Consider the following 18,226-nt stretch of genomic DNA (forward strand, 5'->3'; position numbering starts at 1 on the left):
GACAAGGCAACGAAAGCAGGCATTGACCGCTCTCTTCCCCCTACCTGGCTTTAACCCGTTCTAGCAGCGCCGTATAACGTTCTTCCCGTTGACGTGTCGCGGCTTTTTGCCACGCCGAGGCTGTACCCGCTGCATAGAATCGCTCGCGGGCGCGGGTGAGGGCCGTGTAGACCAGATTGCGGCTGAGCATCGGCATATGCGCCTCGTGCAGCACGCCTAAGACCGTGTGCCACTCGCTGCCCTGCGCCCGGTGAACCGTGAGGGCGTAGCCGAGTTGCAGGTTGAACAGTTCCGCGCCGGCCAGTTCCACGATATTGCCGTCGAAATCCACGGTCAGGCGGCCTCCCTCGGCTTTCAGGGCCGTGCCCACCGTGCCGTTGAAGACTTCGTTGGTGTAGTCGTTTTTGGTCTGCACCACCATGTCTCCGGGCCTCGCTTCGCCCTCAGCTATGCGGATGCCGCCCTCGCCGGGATTGAAGAGGCTCTGGAGTTGCTGGTTCAGCATATCCACGCCCAGCGGCCCCTTCCGCATAGGCGTCAGCACTTGCACCTGACCGGGGCCACCCAATTCGCGCACCATCAGGGCCACGCGGCGGGCACCTCCATCGGTGTCGGTGAGGGTCAGATTCAGACGGGGGTCGCCCCATTCCGGCGCTTGGCCGTGCAAGAGGCCGTGTGCAGCGCGAATAATCGGGTTTTCGGCGGCTTGGCGGTACACGGTACTCAGGCGCACGGTGGGGGCCACGTTTGCCAGCGTGAGCAGAGGCAACCCCGCGTCTACGGGTGGCAATTGGTCGGTGTCGCCCACCAGCAGCACCCGCGCTCCGGGCGGCACGGCGGCCAGCAGTGACAGCATCAGCGCGTCGCCGCACATGCTGACCTCATCCACAATAAGCAGGTCGTAGGGCGCGGGTTCAAGGTGGTTATGCCGGAAGCCCTGCGGCCCGAAACCCAACAGGCGGTGAATGGTGCTGGCGCTGCGGCCCGTGACCTCTCCGAGACGGCGGGCGGCCTTGCCGGTGGGCGCACACAGCCCCACTTCTAAGCCCAGCTTTTCGGCAAGGTCAGCGACGGCGCGGGTGGTGGTGCTTTTGCCTGTGCCGGGGCCGCCTGTCAGGACAACCAAGCGCTGTTCTTCCAAAAGGTGCAGCACGCGGGCCTGATCTTCGCTGAGACCCTTGTCGGCTCCGGCGGGCACCATCCAGTCGTCGGCGGGGGGCGTCGCCAGCAACGTGCGAATCAGGCTCGCCAGTTTCTTTTCAGCCCGTAGAACATGGGGCAAGTAAATGCGGCTCTTGTCGGCCTCATCTTCCTGCCCTCTAAGCAGGGGCGGTGTATCGTCGGACAGTCGGCCCAATTCCACAGCGGTATCCACGGCAATGGTCGCCTGCGCCGCCGACACGCGGGTGTAATGCGCCACGCCCCGTTCGGCCCGGAAGCGTGGCAGGTAGGAATGCCCGCCCTGCTGCGCGGCTTGCTGCAACGCGTACACGGCGGCGGCAGTGAGGCGGCGGGCGTCGTCGTGCGGCATGCCGAGTGTCGTCGCCAGCTTATCGGCGGTCAGGAAGCCGATGCCTTCCACTTCGGTCAGGGCGTACAGGTCGGCGGTCAGGCGCTCCAGCGCAACCTCTCCGAAGTGTTTGACGGCCCGCTGCGCCTGCGAAATGCTGAGGCCCAACCCCTGCAAGCCCGCCAGCAAGCGCCGCTCCAGCCCCTGCTGAGACCAACTGGACACCATTTTGTGCAGCGTGCTTTGGGTGACTCCCGGCACTTGCAGCAGCTTTTGCGGATCGCTTTCCAAAATGTCAAAGGTGGCGGGGCCGAACATGCGGGCAATCCGTCCGGCCAGCACCTTACCCACGCCGCCCACACGGGCTTCCAGATAGGCCGCGATCCCGGCTTCGGTCAGATCGGCGGGCGTGGCCTCCAGCACCATGTTCAGCACGCGGTACTGGTAGCCGTACTCGCGGTGTTCTTCCATCACTACTTCGGCGCTGAAGGTGTCTCCGGCTTCCAGCGGGGCCATGACGCCAATGACGGTGGCGTCCGGGTCTTCCCCATCGGTGTTGCGGATGGTGGCGGTCATGACCGTAAACCCGGTATCGGAGCGGAAGCGCACCCGGTTGACGCTGCCCGTGACCCGCACGGTTTCAAGGGCATTGGTCATGGCTGGCCCCACCAGAATCGGCCCTGCACACGCCGGATTGCAAACAAATTCAGAGGGGCGGGTGCATCGGACATAGACCTACAGAATACGCCCCCAGCGGAATGACTGCGGGTCTTGCTGGGAAGGAAGTGGGAAGGCATGGGGGAACTCCTGTGGATGGGCAAGGTGCAGAGTGCTTTGGTTAAAGCGATTTGGCAGCGCAGAAGAAGGCGGCCAGCGCGTGCTTGGCTGACCGCTCATTGGGAGTGGAGATATAACAAAGCAATCGCTTTGCTCACTCACCCCCTCCCCAACCCTCCCCCCTCAAGGGAGAGGGAGCAAAAACAAAGTTTCACGAGTTCCCTTAGACCCTTAGACCCTTAGATCCTTAGACCTTCACGCCCTCAATTCGACTGTACCAACCGCCGAATTTCCCCCGACGCGATATACGATTTGCCGTCCGGCGCGGTGTTCACTTCGTCTACCACGTACAGCAGCCCGTCTTCCCGAATGCTGCGGGGAAAGCGCATGTTCCAGTCGGGCTCGTAGCCGTCCTGCACCACACGGGCGCGGAGTTTGCTGCCTTCTTTCACGCACTGAACCAGAATTCCCCCGGTAGACGTATCGGTGACTTCCAGATCGGCGGCGGTTTTGGCGGCTTTGGTCACGCCACTGCTGGCGCTGCTGCGGCTGCGCGTCTGCGCGCCCCCGCCGATGCTAATGCCCTGAAGCGGATCGCTTTCGCCGGGGCGCACCACACGGCGAATCTCTCCGGTCACGCGGTAAAAGCTGCCGTCGGCGCTGGTGTCGAGGCCCCCCACCACGTACCGCGCTCCATCGGCCCGCAGCGCACGCGGGAACTGCACGTTCATGGCCGAATCGAAGCCCTCCGAGACCGCCTTGACACGCAATCTGCCGCCATCACGCACGCACAGCAGTTCTATGCCGCCTGCCGCATCGTCCACCACAGGCAGGGCCAGCACCGCCGTATCCACCGTGACGCCGCGCCCCTGCAAGTCGGCACGGCCCCGGCCCAAGCCCTGAAACGACTGGTCGCGCAACTCCTTGCGGCTGTCGTTGTCGAAGCGGCGCGAGGCGATGCGGCCCGCGTAGTGCTCCAGTTGCTCCAGCTCTTCGGCAATCTCGAAGTGTTCTTGCAGGCCCGCCGAATTCAGGTCACGGATCAGGCCGCGCAGCACGGCTTCGGCCTCTTCAGCCTTGCCGTTGTCGGCCAGTTCTACAGCGCGTTCTTTGGCACGGGCAATTCTCAGGCGGGCCAAATCCAGCGTCACACTGATGTCGGAGGTGAAATCGGCTCCCAGCGGCGCGGCCAAGGCTTCGATCTGCACGGCCCCGCTCAGATTCTGAATGGCTCCGTCGCGCACGGCATCGGCCCGGAAGGTCAGGCCCAGCAGGCCATGTGTGCCGCCGCCCAGCGCGGGCAGATTCAGCTTGAGGCCCAGCAACTTGTCCTCGTCCTCGTACATGTCGCCCAGATCGAAGGTGAGGGGATCGGAGCCGGGTTTATAGAGGCTCAGCACATCGGCCACCGTGACCCCCGGCGCAGGCGTGAGCGTGACCGTCAGGTTTTGGGCGGCCACCGCTTTCAGCGTTTGCAGTTCTATGCCGAACACGTCGGCGGCGTCGTCGGCGGACTGGATAAAGTAGAAATTGCCGCCAGCCGCGCGGGCCATGCCGATCAGGAGGTCTTCGTTGAAGCCGCTGCCGAAACCGAGGGTGGTGGTGGTCACGCCCGCTTCGGCCTTCTGCGCCGCCGTTTTGGTCAGGACGCCCGTGTTCTGGACGCCCACGTTGGCCTGTCCATCGGTCAGCAGCAGCACCCGGCTGACCACCTGCGGCCCCGCCTGCGCCGCCACGAGTTCCACGCCCCGCAGCCATCCGCCCGACAGGTTGGTTAGGCCGCCCGCCCGAATGCTGGCAATCTTGGCTTTCAGGCCGTCTTTATCGGTTACGCGGGTAGGCGCGATCAGCGTTCTCACCTCGTCGTCATACGTCACCACGCTCAGGGTGTCGCCCGCATCCAGCCCGTCTACCACGTTCTGCGCGGCGCGAATGGCGTGCTTCAGCAAACTGCCGCCCATGCTGCCGCTGCGGTCTATCACCAATGCCAAGTTCAGAGGCCGCCGCGCCGCCTGCGTTTGGGGCAGGCGCAACCGCACCAGCAGATCGGTGGGCGCGGCGTTGCCTTCTATCAGGTGCGACTGACCGAACGAATAGGAAACCTGTATGGCATCGGGATTTTGGGTCATGGCTACCTCTGTGAATGGGGTCTAGGACTCGGAGTATGAAGGGTGGCTTGAGGAACAATTTAGAGCAGCAGGCAGGGCGGCGGGGCGAGAAACTGCCCAGCTCGGCAATGCAAGGGGTTTAGGTTTTGTTGAGGTGGGAGTCTGGTTTAAAGGTCTAAAGGTCAAGGGTCTAAGGAAGGGCAAACGGCTCAAGTTGAGGTTGGAATCTTTTCCTTAGACCCTCAGACGCCCTTCCCTCCCTACACTTCCCGCACAGGCTGATACTCCCCCGGTTCCAGCCCCGCCGTCCACGCCACCGCCGCCGCGCAGGTGCGGATATGCGGCGGCACCCGCAGGGCGTAGCGTCCGCCTGTGCTGGGGCAGCGCACCAACACCGCCACCAACGGCTCATCGTTGTCGAACGGCACGTGCACCAACTGGCGTTCGCCGCCCGCATCACGGTCACGGTGCAGGATCAGGCCGCCCACATCTTGCAGGAAGCGGTCTAGGCCAATGCGGTCAAGCAACACGCGGCGGCGTTGGGCGTTGCGGGTATTCAGCACCTCGTGTCCCGTCAGGGTGTCGGGGGCAAAGGCAAAGCGGGCATCCACGGGAACGCCGCTCCAGCGCAGGCCCGCACGAATACTGGGGGGCAGCGCAGTCAGGCCGCTGCCCGCCAATTCCAGCGTTTGGGTGATGTGGGCGTCGGGATGAAGGGCCGCCAGAGCCGCGCACCCGCTGACATCAAGGTGCGCCACGCTGAGGCTGCCGCCCAACTCGTGCAGGTCACGGCATCCGGCGAGGCTCAGGCGGGTGGCCCGCAAGTCGGCGCGAATGACGCGCACGCCGCTGCCGTTCAGATTTACGCTGTCGCGGATGCTCAGGCGGCCCTCGATTTCGTGCAGGGCGGGGGTGCGGCGGGCGCTCAGCCGTTCGGCGTGCAAGTCGGTGGGCAGGGCCGACAGATTGGGGCAATCATCCACCGTCAGTACCGTGCAGCGCAACCACTCGGGCAAGCCACGCAGCCACGCCGCGCCGCTGAGGTTGAGGGGGCCGGACACGCTGAGGGCGGCAGGCACAGGCCCACGCCTCAGCAGTTCGCGGGCTTCGTCGGGCGTGACGGTTTGGGGGATGGCTGGGGCGACAGGCGGCAGGCTGGTGTAGCGCACCGGAACACGCGGCCCACTCGGGGGCGTATGCAGAGGCACAGGCTGGGGCAAAGCGGCGGGGGCAGGCACAGAAACCACACGCTCTGGCTCCGACTGACGCTCCACCTTTTGAGGCTTGGCAATGAACCGCCCACCGCTCTGCACCCGGAACATCAGTCCAGCACCGTTCGGACGCTACCGGGGGTGTATTCGCGCTGCTGCCAGACCCGGTACCAGCCAGTAGGCAGGCGAATCGGGCCGTGTTCCTCATGCGTCAGGGTGGCGTGTGCGGCGGTCACATGCAGATATTGATCGGCGGCCACATCATCGCCTGTGCGCTGCGTTCCCAGCGCGTACAACTGCGCCGCGCCCGCTTCCGCGATGCGGTGACTGTGGCCCGTGACCTCGCCATACGCCAAAGTGAGGTGCGGTTGCTGACGCAGGGGCAAGCGGGGCGGTTGGGCGGCTTGCAGCAGAACGTCTCCATGACGGTAGAGGGGTGCAGGCATAGGGAGAACCTCCTGAAGTTGACGTGCAGAACAGCGAAAAGGGGAAGCGTGAGGAAGATTTCTATTACGCTGCTAGCATAATCTTTTAGAGTGAATCTGTCAAATGTGGGGGTTGGATGAAGCTGAGGTTGTGGGTGAACCCCCCCGTTGCTGGCGCAATGCCCCCCCTCAAGGGGAGGACAAGTGCTTTTGCGCTCCCCTTGAGGGGGGCTGGCTGCACAGCAGACTGGGGGTTTACACGCGACTCAAATTAAAGTTGGAAGGTGAACCCCCCCGTTGCTGACGCAACGCCTCCCTTAGAGGTGGGGACAACAGCTTTTGCGCTCCCCTCAAGGGGGGCCGTCTGCAAAGCAGACCGGGGGGTTCACCAGTAACCACCACTGCCGATCCCCCACATCCACTCTGTTCCTAGGCTGCCCCGTGCTATTTTTTCCGCTATGCGCGTATTACACACGGCGGACTTCCACGCGGGACGAAACCTGCGGGGCTTTGACCGCACGCCGGAAATTCACGAGGCTCTGACTGAAATTGCCGCCCTCGCCCGTAGCGAACGCGCCGATGCCGTGCTGGTGGCGGGCGACCTGTTCGACACAGCCAACCCTTCTGCCGATGCCGAAGCCGCCGTGTTCGACTTCTTTTTGCAACTGCGCGACGCGGGTATTCCCGGCATAGCCATCGCGGGCAACCACGACAGCGCGGCGCGGCTGGATTCGGTGGCGGGGCTGCTGGGCTGGGTGGGCATTCAGGTGGTGGCGCAACCCACCAGCAACCCGGCGGGCATGGTTCGCACGCTGGAACTGAAAAACGGCGAGAAATTGACGGTAGGCGCTCTCCCCTATTTATCTGAGCGCCGTTTGGTGAAGGCCGCTGACCTGATGGGCGGCGACGTGGGCGCGTGGCGGCAGAAATACCGCGAGGGCATGGGCTTTTTTCTGCGGCGCTTGGGCGAAGGCTTCCGCGCAGACAGTGTGAATATGCTGATGGCCCACGCCACGATGGACGGCGCGAAACCCAGCGGCAGCGAGCGCAGCATGCAGTTTGACCTGACCAACAGCTACACGTTGTCGGGCCTGCAATTGCCGCCGGGAGCGCAGTATGTGGCGCTGGGGCACGTGCATAAGCCGCAGCAGGTGTCCGATGCACCGCTGGCCTGCTATCCGGGCAGCATCATTCAACTGGATTTTGGCGAAGGCGGCGAGAAAAAACAGGTGAACTTGGTGGAGGTAGAGGCCGGACGCCCCGCCCGCGTCCATGCCCTGCCGCTGGCGAGTGGGCGAGAGCTGCGAACCCTGCGCGTAGACATGGATCAGGTGGAATCCCGCCTAGAGGCTCTGAAAGGCTTCACGGGCCTGCTGAAAGTGGTGGTGAGAGCGCCCGCCGGAACCACCTTGCCGGGGCTGAAAGACCGCGTGCTGAGGCTGGCTCCCACTGCGCTGGCCGTAGACCTAGACGCCGTGCAGGAAGATTTGGCCTTGCCCGAATTGAAACGCGAAGGCCTGAGCCTGACCGAGCTGTACGAGCGGTACTGGCAAGAAAAACGCGGCGAGTTGCCCGACGACTTGCGGGCCGCCTTCAAGGACGCCGACGAGCGGGCGCGAATTGAGGTAGAAGCGTGAGGCCGATTCACTTAGAGCTTCAAGGCTTCACCGCCTTCCGACAATTCACCGAACTGAACTTTGACGATCTGGAATTGTTCGCACTGGTGGGGCCAACCGGAAGCGGCAAATCCAGCCTGCTGGACGCCATGACCTTTGCGCTGTACGGCTCTACGGCGCGGCTGGGAGCCAGTGGTCTGGACGCCCTGATTTCTCAGGGAGAGCGCGGCCTGAGCGTGAGCCTGACCTTTGAAGTGGGCGGGCAGGTGTACCGCGCCGCCCGCACCAAGGGCCGCAAGCAGGCCGAAAACGACGTGCGGCTGGAGCGCCAAGACGACGACGGGCGCTGGACGGGCCTGAACGACGGCGGCACCAAAGGCATCAACGAGCGGATTCGGCGGGCGGTGGGGCTGGACTTCAAGACCTTTGCCCGCAGTGTGATGCTGCCGCAGGGCGAATTCGCCCGCCTGCTGCACGGCAACGGCAAGGAACGCCAGATGTTGCTGGGCGAATTGACCGGGCTAGACCATGTGCAGGCCATGCAAAAGGTGGCGTCCGATAAGGCCAAGGAATTGAAATACCGCGCCGACAGTGACCAAAAGGTGCTGGCAAACGAATACGGGGGCGTGACGGCTGAAGCGGTGGCCGCCCTGCACACCGAGCGCGAACGCCTGAGCGCCGAGGCCGAACGCCTGACCGATACGCTGGAAACCTTGCGGGCCAGACAAACCCGCCTGCGCGACACCGAGCGCGTGTGGCTGGCCCGCGAGGACACCCGCCGCCGCCTGACCACCTTGCAGGCCCGCACTGGCAGCATTCTGGACGGCGCACAACGGGCAGCGCAGGCCCGCCGCGTGGCAGGTGTGGAACCGCTGCTGGACGCCGCTGGGCGTGCCCGGATTGCCCATGAACGCGAGGCCGCTACCCTTGCCCGCGCCGCGAGTCAGGCGGAAGTGGTGGCCCGCGCCGTCCACACCGCACAGACCACGCTGGATGCTGCACAGAAGGCCGAAACGACGATTCCAGAGTTAGAGGCCCGCGCCGAGGCCCTGCGCGAAGCCGAAAACGACGTCGCCCGCCTGCGCCGCGCTGGGGGAACGGTTCAAACCACGCACCAATCGCCGCTGCCTTGGGATGAAGACGCCCACCACGCCGCCCGCGAATTGGCCCAGAAGCTGGACAAGCTGAAGGCGGAGCGGGTGCAGATCGAAGCCCAGAAAGCCGCACTGCACGCAGACCGCGAGCGCCAGAACACCGAAACCGCGCAGCTGAAGAACCTGACCGACGAACAGGAACGGGTCAAGCGGGAGGGACAGGAGGCCAAAACTGCCTCTGAACGCGCCGACGCTGCCCTGAAAACTGCCCAGATCGAGGCCGGGGCCGCCGCCTACCGCACCCATCTGCACGCGGGCGAGCCTTGCCCGCTGTGTTTGCAACAGGTGGAACACGTCCCGCCCGCGTCTAACCTCGATTTGGTCAAGCTGGAGCAGGAAGCCTCGGCACTGAAAACCAATTTGGAAGGCCGCCGCCTGCGCTACAAGGAAATCGGGCTGGAACTGGCGACGCTGCGGAAATCGGTGGACGCCCGCACCGACGCGCTGAGGGACTGGGAAGCGCAGATCGGGCAGCGTGAAGTGGATTTGCGCGAGTTGGAAAGCCATATTCCGGGCGATCCTCATACCGATGCGTTGCGCCTGCTGGCGGGCTTAGCTTTGCGGGTGCGGGAGGCGGGGGCTGACCCGGCCAAACTGCGCAAGCAGGCGCTGGACGGTGTGGCGGCCATTCGCAAGCGGGTGCAGGACGCCGCCGCTGCCCTCGCCAATGCCGCGAGTGCCGCCGCCGGAGCGCAAGCCACATTGCAAGGCGCTCAGGCCGCCGCCGCCACCCGCGCTCGTGAGATGCAGGAGGCTCAATCCGCCCTCGACTCTGCCCTGACTGTGTTGGGACTGGACGCCGCCCAAGCCCGCGCCGCTGCCCTGCCCGAAGCCGATATTGCCGCGCTGGAAGAGGCCGCACGCACGCACACAGCGCAGGTTTCTCAGCTCTCGGAGAACCTGAAGGAACTTGAACGGCAACTGGGCGTGGCTCCCTTCGACCCGGCAGAACTGGGGCAAGTGACCCGCGACCTGACCGCCACCGACGCTGCCCTGACCGCCGCCCGCGAACTGGCCGGGCAACTGCGCGAGCAGGAGCGCACCGCCAAAGAACGCCTTCAACGCAAGGCCGAAATAGAAGGCCGCGCCGCACTTCTGGCCGCCCAACACGACACGTGGAAAACGCTGACCACCAGCCTGCGGGCCGATGAATTCCAGCAATTCCTGTTGGCCGAAGTGGAGGCCCAATTGCTGACGCGGGCGGGCATCCTGCTACATTCCATCAGCGACGGGCGCTACCGCCTCGCGCTGGCCGACGGCGAATACGTGGTGCAAGACCTCTGGAACGCCGGAGAGGCCAGAGGCGTCAAAACCCTGTCAGGCGGCGAAACGTTCCTTGCCAGCCTGAGCCTCGCCATTGCCCTCAGCGACTACTTGGCGGGCAACAAGATTCTGGGCGCGTTGTTTCTAGACGAAGGTTTCGGCACGCTTGACCCACAGGCGCTAGAAGCCGTAGCGGGCGCGTTGGAAAACCTCCGCACGCAGGGCCGCATGGTGGGCGTCGTCACGCACGTCGAAAGCCTGTCGGAGCGCCTGCCCAGCCGCCTGCTGGTGACCAAAAGTGTCGCGGGGAGTAGCGTGCAACGGTTTTAGGAACCGTTGGTGGGAGAAGCCAGAGGCCTTGAATGCAACTCAAGGCCTCTGGCTTTCGTTTCTCTCTCTTCTCTTACCCTTCTTCGCCAGCTGTGGAGAGCTGTGATAATGACTCTTTCAGTTTCTTCAGTTGCTCCAACGTCAGGCCATATGCCTGTGCGATCTCACTTTCCGGGGCCTCGTTGCATTTCACAGAAAGGCGAGTTCTCTCCCACAACGCGACTTCTTCATCAGTCAAGCCGTAAGTGAAACCCGGAATCGTAAAACGCATAGTTGGCCTCCTGCAAAAGTGACTTTCGGTCTATCCAGAAGTCTTTCTCCGCCTGCGGAACAGATAATCGCTTCAACGGAAATCAGAACGGGCGACGGTCAAAGAAGATCGCCCCGTCACTGCTTTCATGCTGCGTCCCCATTCCCGTCCTTCTCCGCCTTGGCAAAGATCATGCGGCCTACGTTGGTCTGCACGTTGTTGATCACTTGGACGCGGGTGGGCTTGCCCCGGTATTTCATGCCGTCTTCCACCACCACCATCGTGCCGTCGTCCATGTAGCCCACGCCTTGGCCCTGCTGCTGGCCGCCCTTGGTAATCACGATGGTCAGGTGATCGCCGCTTTGCACTTGGGGCTTGAGGGCCACCGCCGCTTCGTGGATGCTCAGGACTTCAAGGCCGTGCAGCTTGGCGATTTTTCTCAGGTTGCCGTCGTTGGTCAGCAGCTTGCCGCCTGTGTCGCGGGCCAGCCGAATCAATTTGTCGTCTACGGTGGTCAGGGCGGCATCGTCCCAGTCTTCCACCCGGATCGGCTGAATCTCGCGGAGTTCTTCCAGTACGCTCAGGCCGCGCTTGCCCCGCGTGCGCTTCTGGGGGTCTGAGTTGTCGGCCAACACCTGCAACTCACGCAAAATAAAGCTGGGAATCACCAATTCGCCTTCCAAAAACCCGGCGCGGGCCAGTTCCAGAATGCGCCCGTCGATGATCACGTTGGTATCCAAGATTTTGCTGCCCGGTTTGCGCCGCACCGAGGGGAACGCGAAGGCTCCGAAAGCGTCGGCGTGCTGGGTGGCGAAGGACACGAAGAAGGCCGCCAGCACCAACGTGACGCCCACATTCCAGACCCAGTTGTAAAAGGGCAGGCCGCGCAGGAGGTTGCCCAGCAGCACACTCAGCAGCAGGGCCACGATGAGGCCGAAAGTTGCGGCGGCGACAGTGCGCGGCGAGAGCTTTTCGTACCAGCGGGCAAAGGCCGTGAGCCAGCGCCCCGCCAGTTTTTCTCCGCGTGGGGCGAGCAAAAAGCCGGTCAGCGCACCCGCCATCATCAGGCTGAGGGTATTGACCAGCGCCAGACCTTCTCCTACATTGCCACTAGAGAGCAGCAATCCGGCGGCCCATCCCGCCAATAGACCCAGACCCATAATCAACAACCGAAACGCCAGCATTATTTCCAAGTGTACTCGTTTGCCCCGCCCCAGCACCCGCTCTTGCCTCTCAATTGGGGCCGACGAAATGAATGCTTGGGTCACCATGAGGGCGCTTGAGCCGCAGGGAAACAGCAAAGCTTGCGGTATGACGGAGTTTCCGAGGCACTTTAGATAACTCCTCCGTCAGCAATATTCGGCAAAGGCACGATACGAACAGAGGCCAGAGCAGTTGCCCCAGCCTCTCTTGTCAAGCGCCCTACTTTCCAAACGTGTTTAGTCTGCCGCGTCGCCCTGCGCGTACTGAAGGCGGTGCAGGCGGGCATAGTAGCCGCCCTTTTGCAACAACTCGCGGTGGCTGCCCTGCTCCACAATGCGGCCCTTTCTCATCACCACGATGCGGTCACAGCCCTCGATGGTGCTGAGGCGGTGGGCAATGATGATGGAGGTTCGGCCCAGCATGACTTTTTGCAGCGCGTGCTGAATCCGCAGTTCGGTTTCGGTGTCTACGTTGGCGGTGGCTTCGTCCAGCACCAGCAGAATGTCGGGGTTCTGGATCAGGGCGCGGGCAAAGGCCAGCAGTTGCTTTTGGCCCGTGCTGAGGGTCGCGCCGCGCTCGCGCACTTCGGTCTGGTAGCCTTCCGGCAAACTCAGGATGTAGTCGTGAACGCCCACGTACTGGCAGGCTTCCACCACGCGCTCATGCGAAATGTCGGGGCTGTTCAGGGTCAGGTTGCCCTCGATGGTTCCGGCAAACAGGAACACGTCCTGAAGCACCACGCCCACATGCCGCCGCAAATCGTACTGGGCGAGGTCGCGCACGTCTTCGCCGTCGACTTTCACTGCGCCGCGCTGCACGTCGTAAAAGCGGCTGACGAGCGCCGTGACGCTGGTTTTGCCCGCGCCTGTGGCTCCCACCAGCGCCACACTTTCGCCGGGCTGAATATGCAGGTCTATGCCGCGCAAGATCCAGCGGTCATCGCCTGCGGGCGTATCGGCGGTCACGGTCTGGTCATAGGAAAACCACACGCCCTCAAAGGACACGCTGCCTTCAAAGTTGTTGAGCGCCTTGGCATCCGGCTTGTCGGCCACCTCTTCCTCGGTGTCCAGCACGCCAAAAATGCGTTCGCTGGAGGCCATCGCTGCTTGCAGGTTGTTGAACACGTCGGCCAAATCCTGAATGGGCTGAAAGAGTTGCTGCGTCCACTGAACAAAAGCGTAGAGCGTGCCGATGGTGAAGGCTCCGGCGGCCACGCCACCTGCAACGTTATTGCCCAAGATGTTGCGCGAGGCGAAGTACAGCACCAGCGCGACGGCCACCTGCCCCAGCACCGCCACCACAGGCATAAACAGCGAAAACCACTTCACCGAATTGACGTTGGCGGTCAGCAGCGAGCGGTTGGAGTGGTCGAAATCCAGCGCCGAACGGTTCTCGCGGCCAAAGAGCTGCACCGTCAGCATCCCGGTGATGTTCTCGTTCAGCTTGGTGTTCACGATGGCCTGCTGCGTGCGGGTCATGCGGAAGGCGTCGCGCAGCTTGGCCCGGAAAAAGTTGGTGGCGAAGTACAGGATGGGCAGCACCGTGAAGGAAATCAGTGCCAGTTGCCAGTTCACGCGCAACATGATGATCACGTAGGCCACGATCAGGAACGTACTCTGGATCAGGCTGACCAATCCGCCCGTGATGAACTGGTTGATGGCGTCCACATCGCTGGTCACGCGGGTGATCAGGCGGCCCACCGGATTCTGGTCGAAGTAGGCCAAGTGCAGGCGCTGGAGCTTGGTAAACACATCGGCCCGGATGTCGCGCAGCACGTTCTGGCCCAGATACCCGATGGCGAGTGTAAAGGCGTAGGTGAGGCAGAATTCCACCACTTTCAGGGCCATGTACCCCAACGCGGCCACCATCAGACCTCGGTAGAGGGTTTCGGTGGTCAGTGTCCGGTCGCGCTCGAAGGGCACCAGATAAGTGTCGATGGCGTGGCGCTGAATCAGGGCGAACATGGGCTGGGCCACCGCGATCAGCAGGGCCAAAATTACGCCCGCCACCACCAGCGGCACATACGGTTTCAGGTACACGAAGATTCGGCGCGTCAGTTGGGCATCGAAGCCCTTCTGGAAAGCGTCGCCGGATTGGTCGGGGGCGGTCATTTGGTCACCTGCTCTTTGGTTGGCACTGCGGTGGTTTGGGAGACTTCCACTTTAGACAGACTGGAAGCCGACATCTGGCCCGTTTCCAGTAAGTTGGCGGCTTCATCGGGGGTGGCAATGGCGTCGTCATCGTCGTCCAGATCGGTGGCGAGGCTTTGCAAGCGTTCCAGTTCGGCGTAGTGGCCGCCCGCCTCCAGCAGCCCTTCGTGCGTGCCCTGCTCCACCACGCGGCCCGCTTCCAGCACTACGATCTGGTCGGCGTGGCGCAGTGTGCTGACGCGGTGGGCAATGACGATCACGGTGCGCCCGGCGCTGACTTCACGCAGGCCGTCCAGAATCTTGCGTTCGGTTTCGGTATCCACGGCACTCAGCGAGTCGTCGAGGATCAGAATCCTTGGCTCGCGTACCAGCGCACGGGCAATGGCGGTGCGCTGGCGTTGGCCGCCCGACAGGGTTACGCCACGTTCACCCAGCATGGTGTCGTAGCCTGCCGGAAAGCCCTCTATGTCGCCGTCCAGACCGGCCAACCGCGCCGCATTCCGCACGCGGGCGGGGTCGGGCATCTGCGGAATATCGGGGGTGGGAGGCGCGCCCACCACGCTAATTCCGGTGGGCACGCGCGGCAAGTCACGGTTGCCGAGGCCGAAGCCGATGTTGTTGGCAATGGTATCGCTGAACAGGAACGGTTCCTGCGGCACGATGCTGATGGCGTCGCGCAGGGTGTTCAGGGGAATAATCCGCACGTCCTGACCGTCCATCTTGACCACGCCCGACGTCGGATCCATAGAGCGGGTGATCAGTTGTGCCAGCAGGGTTTTGCCGCTTCCGGTGGGGCCAGTGATCCCCAAAAAGGTTCCGGCGGGAATGGTCAGATCGATGTTTTCCAGCACACGGGCGTTCCCGTAATTCAGGCTCACGTTGTCGAAAGCCACGTCGCCCAGCAGGTCGCGGATGCGGGTATTGGTGCGGTTGCGGTCATCGTGAACCAGCGGGCGGGCATCCATCATCTCGCGCAGCCGCAGCCACGAGGCCAGCCCGCGCTGCGTGACCCCGGTGATCCAGCCCACCATCAGCATGGGCCACGCTAAGCGCTCCAGCGTGCCCACGAACTGCACGAACATGCCCACCGTAAAGGTGCCGTCGTTGGTCGGACTCAGAATCAGGCGGCCCCCCACCAGCAGGATCAATCCGAAGGCCAGCCCGATCAGCAGGCTGGCAAACGAGCGCAGCGGGCCTTCCACTTTGGTCAGGTCGATGTTGCGGCGCAGCAACTGTAGGTTCATAGCCCTGTAGTCGGCAATTTCGCGGTCTTCGATGGCGTAGCCCTTCACCACCCGCGCTCCACTGAAGTTTTCCTGCGCTTTGGCGGCGATCAGGCTGTTCTGCTCCTGCGCCAGTCGGTGCCGCTTGCTGATCTGACGGGCCAGATAAAACAGCACGCCCACGATGATGGGCAACACGGCAATGACAATCAGGGTCAGTTGCCAGCTCAGGCCGAACATCACGGCAAAGGCGGTGACGAAGCCCGACACGATGTTCACGATCTGCCACGCGCCGAAGCCCAGCATTTCGCGCACGGCGCTCAGGTCACCCGTCAGGCGGTTCATCAGGTCGCCCGTTTTGGCGCGGTCATAGTAGTGCTTGTCCAGCGTTTGCAGGTGGGCAAACAGGTCGCGCCGGATTTCGTACTCGGTCTGGCGCGAAGCCACCACGATCATGCGGCGCATTAGCAGCATGAATCCGCCCGCCGTGAGGGCCGCAAGCACGATGCCCAGCGCGTACAGGCCCGCCGTCGCCAACGTAATGCCCGCCGTGTCGGGGTTGGTGTCGCTCTGCCCGGTCAGGCCGTCGATGGTGAGGCGAATAAAGTAGTAGGGCAACAGGTTGACGCTGTTGGCGACGATGACGGCCAGCAGACCGATGACGTACTGCCGCGTATGCATTTTCAGGTACGGCGCTAGGGTTCTTAAACTTTCCAAGGGAAACCTCGTGTGGGTCAGGACTGCTCAGCAACATCAGGCCAGACCGAAACAATGGGCGAGAAACGGGAGAAGGGACACCTCAGTTGCCTTGCCCACCAAGAGGCCAGACAACCCGCAAGAGCGCCAGCATACGCCCAATGGCACAGCTTGAAATGCGCGTTATGGCGCATCCGCCCATCTATGAACTTCTGCTTTAGGGCTGCTGAGCGCGGGGACTGAAAACTGCTTTGCCGCCGTCCCAAGCGGCTTTTCACCTCAGCATGTCACGGCCTAGGCGCACACGGACACACCCAAGTGCAGGCAGCGGGGCGCAACTGATGACGTTCAGACCCCCTTCCACAGAGCCGGAGGCCTGTGTTGACACCTTTAGGGGGCGGTGCTACCATTCACAACCGGAAGAGAACGCGCAGGCGGACAACTTCCATGTTCAAGGTTCCATGCTCAAGGAAACCGCTTTTTCGGCTTTCCGGCGCAGGCTCAAGGTGCCACTCTAGCTCAATCTGGTAGAGCACCCGACTTGTAATCGGAAGGTTGGGAGTTCGATTCTCCTGGGTGGCTCCAGATTCTACGAAACCACGCGTGGAATAGCAGTAAACGGGCCAAAACTGGGCTGGGTAGGTGGCCGAGTGGTTAAAGGCGACAGACTGTAAATCTGTTCACGTAAGTGTACGGCGGTTCGAATCCGCCCCTGCCCACCACAAGGACGCGGGAATAGCTCAGTTGGTAGAGCGTCAGCTTCCCAAGCTGAATGTCGCGAGTTCAAGTCTCGTTTCCCGCTTACTTTTTTCTGCTCTTGTAGCTCAGTGGTAGAGCACTCCCTTGGTAAGGGAGAGGTCGTCAGTTCAATCCTGACCAAGAGCTCCAACCTGAAAACGCGGCCTGCGACGAGTGGGCCGCGTTTTCTCTAGTCTTTACTCCAGTTCGACCCATTACTTCGCCCTCTCTTCAGCACGGCAGGCTTCCTCTACCCCAGCGGGGCGCGGGCCTGTAAACTTGGAAGGCTTGCCCGCTGCCCACTCCCTTCCATCAGGGACGAAGGCCGGGTGACCCACCTAGGAGGATTCATCATGGCAAAGGGAACGTTTGAGCGCACGAAGCCCCACGTGAACGTGGGCACGATTGGACACGTCGACCACGGCAAAACCACGCTGACGGCGGCGATCACCTTCACGGCGGCATCGGCTGATCCGAGCATCGAGACCCAGCGCTACGATCAGATCGACAAAGCCCCGGAAGAAAAGGCGCGTGGCATCACCATCAACACCGCCCACGTCGAGTACAACACCACCGCCCGCCACTACAGCCACGTCGACTGCCCCGGCCATGCCGACTACGTCAAGAACATGATCACGGGTGCGGCGCAGATGGACGGCGCGATCTTGGTCGTCAGCTCCGCGGACGGCCCGATGCCCCAGACCCGCGAGCACATCCTGCTCGCCAAGCAGGTCGGCGTGCCCCATATCGTCGTGTTCATGAACAAAGTCGACATGGTCGACGACGAAGAGTTGCTCGAACTCGTGGAAATGGAAGTGCGCGAGCTGCTCTCCAAGTACGAGTTCCCCGGCGACGACTTGCCCGTGATCAAGGGCAGCGCCCTGCAGGCGCTGGACGCACTGGTCGCCAACCCCAAGATGGAGCGCGGCACCAACAAGTGGGTCGACTACATCTGGGAACTGCTCGACGCGGTGGACACCTACATCCCCACCCCCGAGCGTGACACCGACAAGACCTTCCTGATGCCCGTCGAAGACGTCTTCACCATCACCGGACGCGGCACCGTGGCCACGGGCCGCGTGGAGCGCGGAATCGTCAAAGTGCAGGACGACGTCGAAATCATCGGTCTGCGCGACACCAAGAAGACCACCGTCACCGGCATCGAAATGCACCGCAAGTTGCTCGACTCCGGCATGGCCGGCGACAACGTCGGCGTGCTGCTGCGTGGCGTGGCCCGTGATGACGTGGAGCGCGGTCAAGTCTTGGCCAAGCCCGGCAGCATCAAGCCCCACACCAAGTTCGAAGCCAGCGTCTACATCCTGTCCAAGGATGAAGGTGGCCGTCACAGCGCGTTCTTCGGTGGCTACCGCCCCCAGTTCTACTTCCGCACCACCGACGTGACCGGTGTGGTGGAACTGGCTGAAGGCGTGGAAATGGTCATGCCCGGCGATAACGTGACCTTCGTGGTCGAACTGATCAAGCCGATTGCCATGGAAGAAGGCCTGCGCTTCGCCATCCGCGAAGGTGGCCGCACCGTCGGCGCAGGCGTCGTCGCCAAGGTTCTGGAGTAAG

The 18,226-nt window shown here is 63.0% G+C and carries 11 protein-coding genes and 4 tRNA genes; 7 read left to right on the forward strand and 8 right to left on the reverse strand.

Annotation, left to right across the window (positions count from 1 at the left end; genetic code table 11):
* Window positions 1-40: 40 nt before the first annotated feature.
* From recD2 to SU48_RS10005, 4 genes are all read right to left on the reverse strand, one after another.
* Window positions 41-2,167, reverse strand: coding sequence for an SF1B family DNA helicase RecD2 (gene recD2 / locus SU48_RS09990; RefSeq protein ID WP_064015132.1), 2,127 nt, complete (start codon window positions 2,165-2,167; stop codon window positions 41-43).
* Between the two features lie 383 nt (window positions 2,168-2,550).
* Window positions 2,551-4,416 carry a vWA domain-containing protein gene (locus tag SU48_RS09995; protein WP_064015133.1) on the reverse strand — a complete coding sequence of 622 codons (1,866 nt, stop codon included), beginning with the start codon at window positions 4,414-4,416 and terminating at the stop codon, window positions 2,551-2,553.
* 239 nt (window positions 4,417-4,655) lie between these two features.
* Window positions 4,656-5,717 (reverse strand): DUF6745 domain-containing protein, encoded by a 1,062-nt coding sequence (locus SU48_RS10000; protein ID WP_064015134.1) that lies wholly within the window; start codon window positions 5,715-5,717, stop codon window positions 4,656-4,658.
* Window positions 5,717-6,052 (reverse strand): hypothetical protein, encoded by a 336-nt coding sequence (locus tag SU48_RS10005; protein ID WP_064015135.1) that lies wholly within the window; start codon window positions 6,050-6,052, stop codon window positions 5,717-5,719. The genes SU48_RS10000 and SU48_RS10005 overlap by 1 nt, the downstream gene beginning before the upstream one ends.
* Before the next feature lie 437 nt (window positions 6,053-6,489).
* Here SU48_RS10005 and SU48_RS10010 point away from each other — a divergent pair, with 437 nt between their 5' ends.
* Together SU48_RS10010 and SU48_RS10015 are read left to right on the forward strand one after the other, a co-directional pair.
* Window positions 6,490-7,668 (forward strand): metallophosphoesterase family protein, encoded by a 1,179-nt coding sequence (locus tag SU48_RS10010; protein WP_064015136.1) that lies wholly within the window; start codon window positions 6,490-6,492, stop codon window positions 7,666-7,668.
* Window positions 7,665-10,394, forward strand: coding sequence for an AAA family ATPase (locus SU48_RS10015; protein WP_064015137.1), 2,730 nt, complete (start codon window positions 7,665-7,667; stop codon window positions 10,392-10,394). Before SU48_RS10010 ends, SU48_RS10015 begins: the two co-directional genes overlap by 4 nt.
* 73 nt (window positions 10,395-10,467) lie before the next feature.
* Here SU48_RS10015 and SU48_RS10020 read toward each other — a convergent pair whose 3' ends face one another.
* From SU48_RS10020 to SU48_RS10035, 4 genes are all read right to left on the reverse strand, one after another.
* Window positions 10,468-10,665, reverse strand: a complete 198-nt coding sequence (locus tag SU48_RS10020; RefSeq protein ID WP_064015138.1) for a hypothetical protein — start codon at window positions 10,663-10,665, stop codon at window positions 10,468-10,470.
* 125 nt (window positions 10,666-10,790) lie between these two features.
* Complete coding sequence (locus SU48_RS10025) at window positions 10,791-11,828, reverse strand: PIN/TRAM domain-containing protein (RefSeq protein WP_064015139.1); 1,038 nt, start codon at window positions 11,826-11,828, stop codon at window positions 10,791-10,793.
* A gap of 255 nt (window positions 11,829-12,083) precedes the next feature.
* Window positions 12,084-13,958: an ABC transporter ATP-binding protein gene (locus SU48_RS10030; RefSeq protein WP_064015140.1), complete on the reverse strand. Its 1,875-nt coding sequence runs from the start codon at window positions 13,956-13,958 to the stop codon at window positions 12,084-12,086.
* Window positions 13,955-15,901 (reverse strand): ABC transporter ATP-binding protein, encoded by a 1,947-nt coding sequence (locus tag SU48_RS10035; protein ID WP_231881723.1) that lies wholly within the window; start codon window positions 15,899-15,901, stop codon window positions 13,955-13,957. The genes SU48_RS10030 and SU48_RS10035 overlap by 4 nt, the downstream gene beginning before the upstream one ends.
* A gap of 523 nt (window positions 15,902-16,424) precedes the next feature.
* Between SU48_RS10035 and SU48_RS10040 the strand changes: the two genes are divergently transcribed.
* The 5 genes from SU48_RS10040 to tuf all read left to right on the forward strand — a co-directional run bounded on the left by SU48_RS10040 (window position 16,425) and on the right by tuf (window position 18,225).
* Window positions 16,425-16,501: transfer RNA gene (locus SU48_RS10040), tRNA-Thr, on the forward strand.
* Between the two features lie 51 nt (window positions 16,502-16,552).
* A tRNA-Tyr gene (locus SU48_RS10045) sits at window positions 16,553-16,638 on the forward strand.
* Between the two features lie 7 nt (window positions 16,639-16,645).
* Window positions 16,646-16,718, forward strand: a tRNA-Gly gene (locus SU48_RS10050).
* A gap of 11 nt (window positions 16,719-16,729) precedes the next feature.
* Window positions 16,730-16,804 (forward strand) — tRNA-Thr (locus SU48_RS10055).
* 203 nt (window positions 16,805-17,007) lie between these two features.
* A complete protein-coding gene (gene tuf / locus SU48_RS10060; protein ID WP_064015142.1) occupies window positions 17,008-18,225 on the forward strand; it encodes an elongation factor Tu in 1,218 nt (405 codons plus the stop codon).
* Window position 18,226: the final 1 nt, after the last annotated feature.

Source organism: Deinococcus puniceus (assembly GCF_001644565.1).
GTDB classification, from domain to species: Bacteria; Deinococcota; Deinococci; order Deinococcales; family Deinococcaceae; genus Deinococcus; species Deinococcus puniceus.

Excerpts from the sequence above, each read along its gene's own strand:
- SU48_RS10030 (WP_064015140.1), bottom strand. The coding sequence starts at position 13,958 with ATGACCGCCCCCGACCAATCCGGCGACGCTTTCCAGAAGGGCTTCGAT.
- SU48_RS10005 (WP_064015135.1), bottom strand. The coding sequence starts at position 6,052 with ATGCCTGCACCCCTCTACCGTCATGGAGACGTTCTGCTGCAAGCCGCC.
- SU48_RS10025 (WP_064015139.1), bottom strand. The coding sequence starts at position 11,828 with ATGCTGGCGTTTCGGTTGTTGATTATGGGTCTGGGTCTATTGGCGGGA.
- SU48_RS09995 (WP_064015133.1), bottom strand. The coding sequence starts at position 4,416 with ATGACCCAAAATCCCGATGCCATACAGGTTTCCTATTCGTTCGGTCAG.
- recD2 (WP_064015132.1), bottom strand. The coding sequence starts at position 2,167 with ATGACCAATGCCCTTGAAACCGTGCGGGTCACGGGCAGCGTCAACCGG.
- SU48_RS10035 (WP_231881723.1), bottom strand. The coding sequence starts at position 15,901 with ATGCATACGCGGCAGTACGTCATCGGTCTGCTGGCCGTCATCGTCGCC.
- SU48_RS10010 (WP_064015136.1), top strand. The coding sequence starts at position 6,490 with ATGCGCGTATTACACACGGCGGACTTCCACGCGGGACGAAACCTGCGG.
- SU48_RS10020 (WP_064015138.1), bottom strand. The coding sequence starts at position 10,665 with ATGCGTTTTACGATTCCGGGTTTCACTTACGGCTTGACTGATGAAGAA.
- SU48_RS10000 (WP_064015134.1), bottom strand. The coding sequence starts at position 5,717 with ATGTTCCGGGTGCAGAGCGGTGGGCGGTTCATTGCCAAGCCTCAAAAG.
- tuf (WP_064015142.1), top strand. The coding sequence starts at position 17,008 with ATGGCAAAGGGAACGTTTGAGCGCACGAAGCCCCACGTGAACGTGGGC.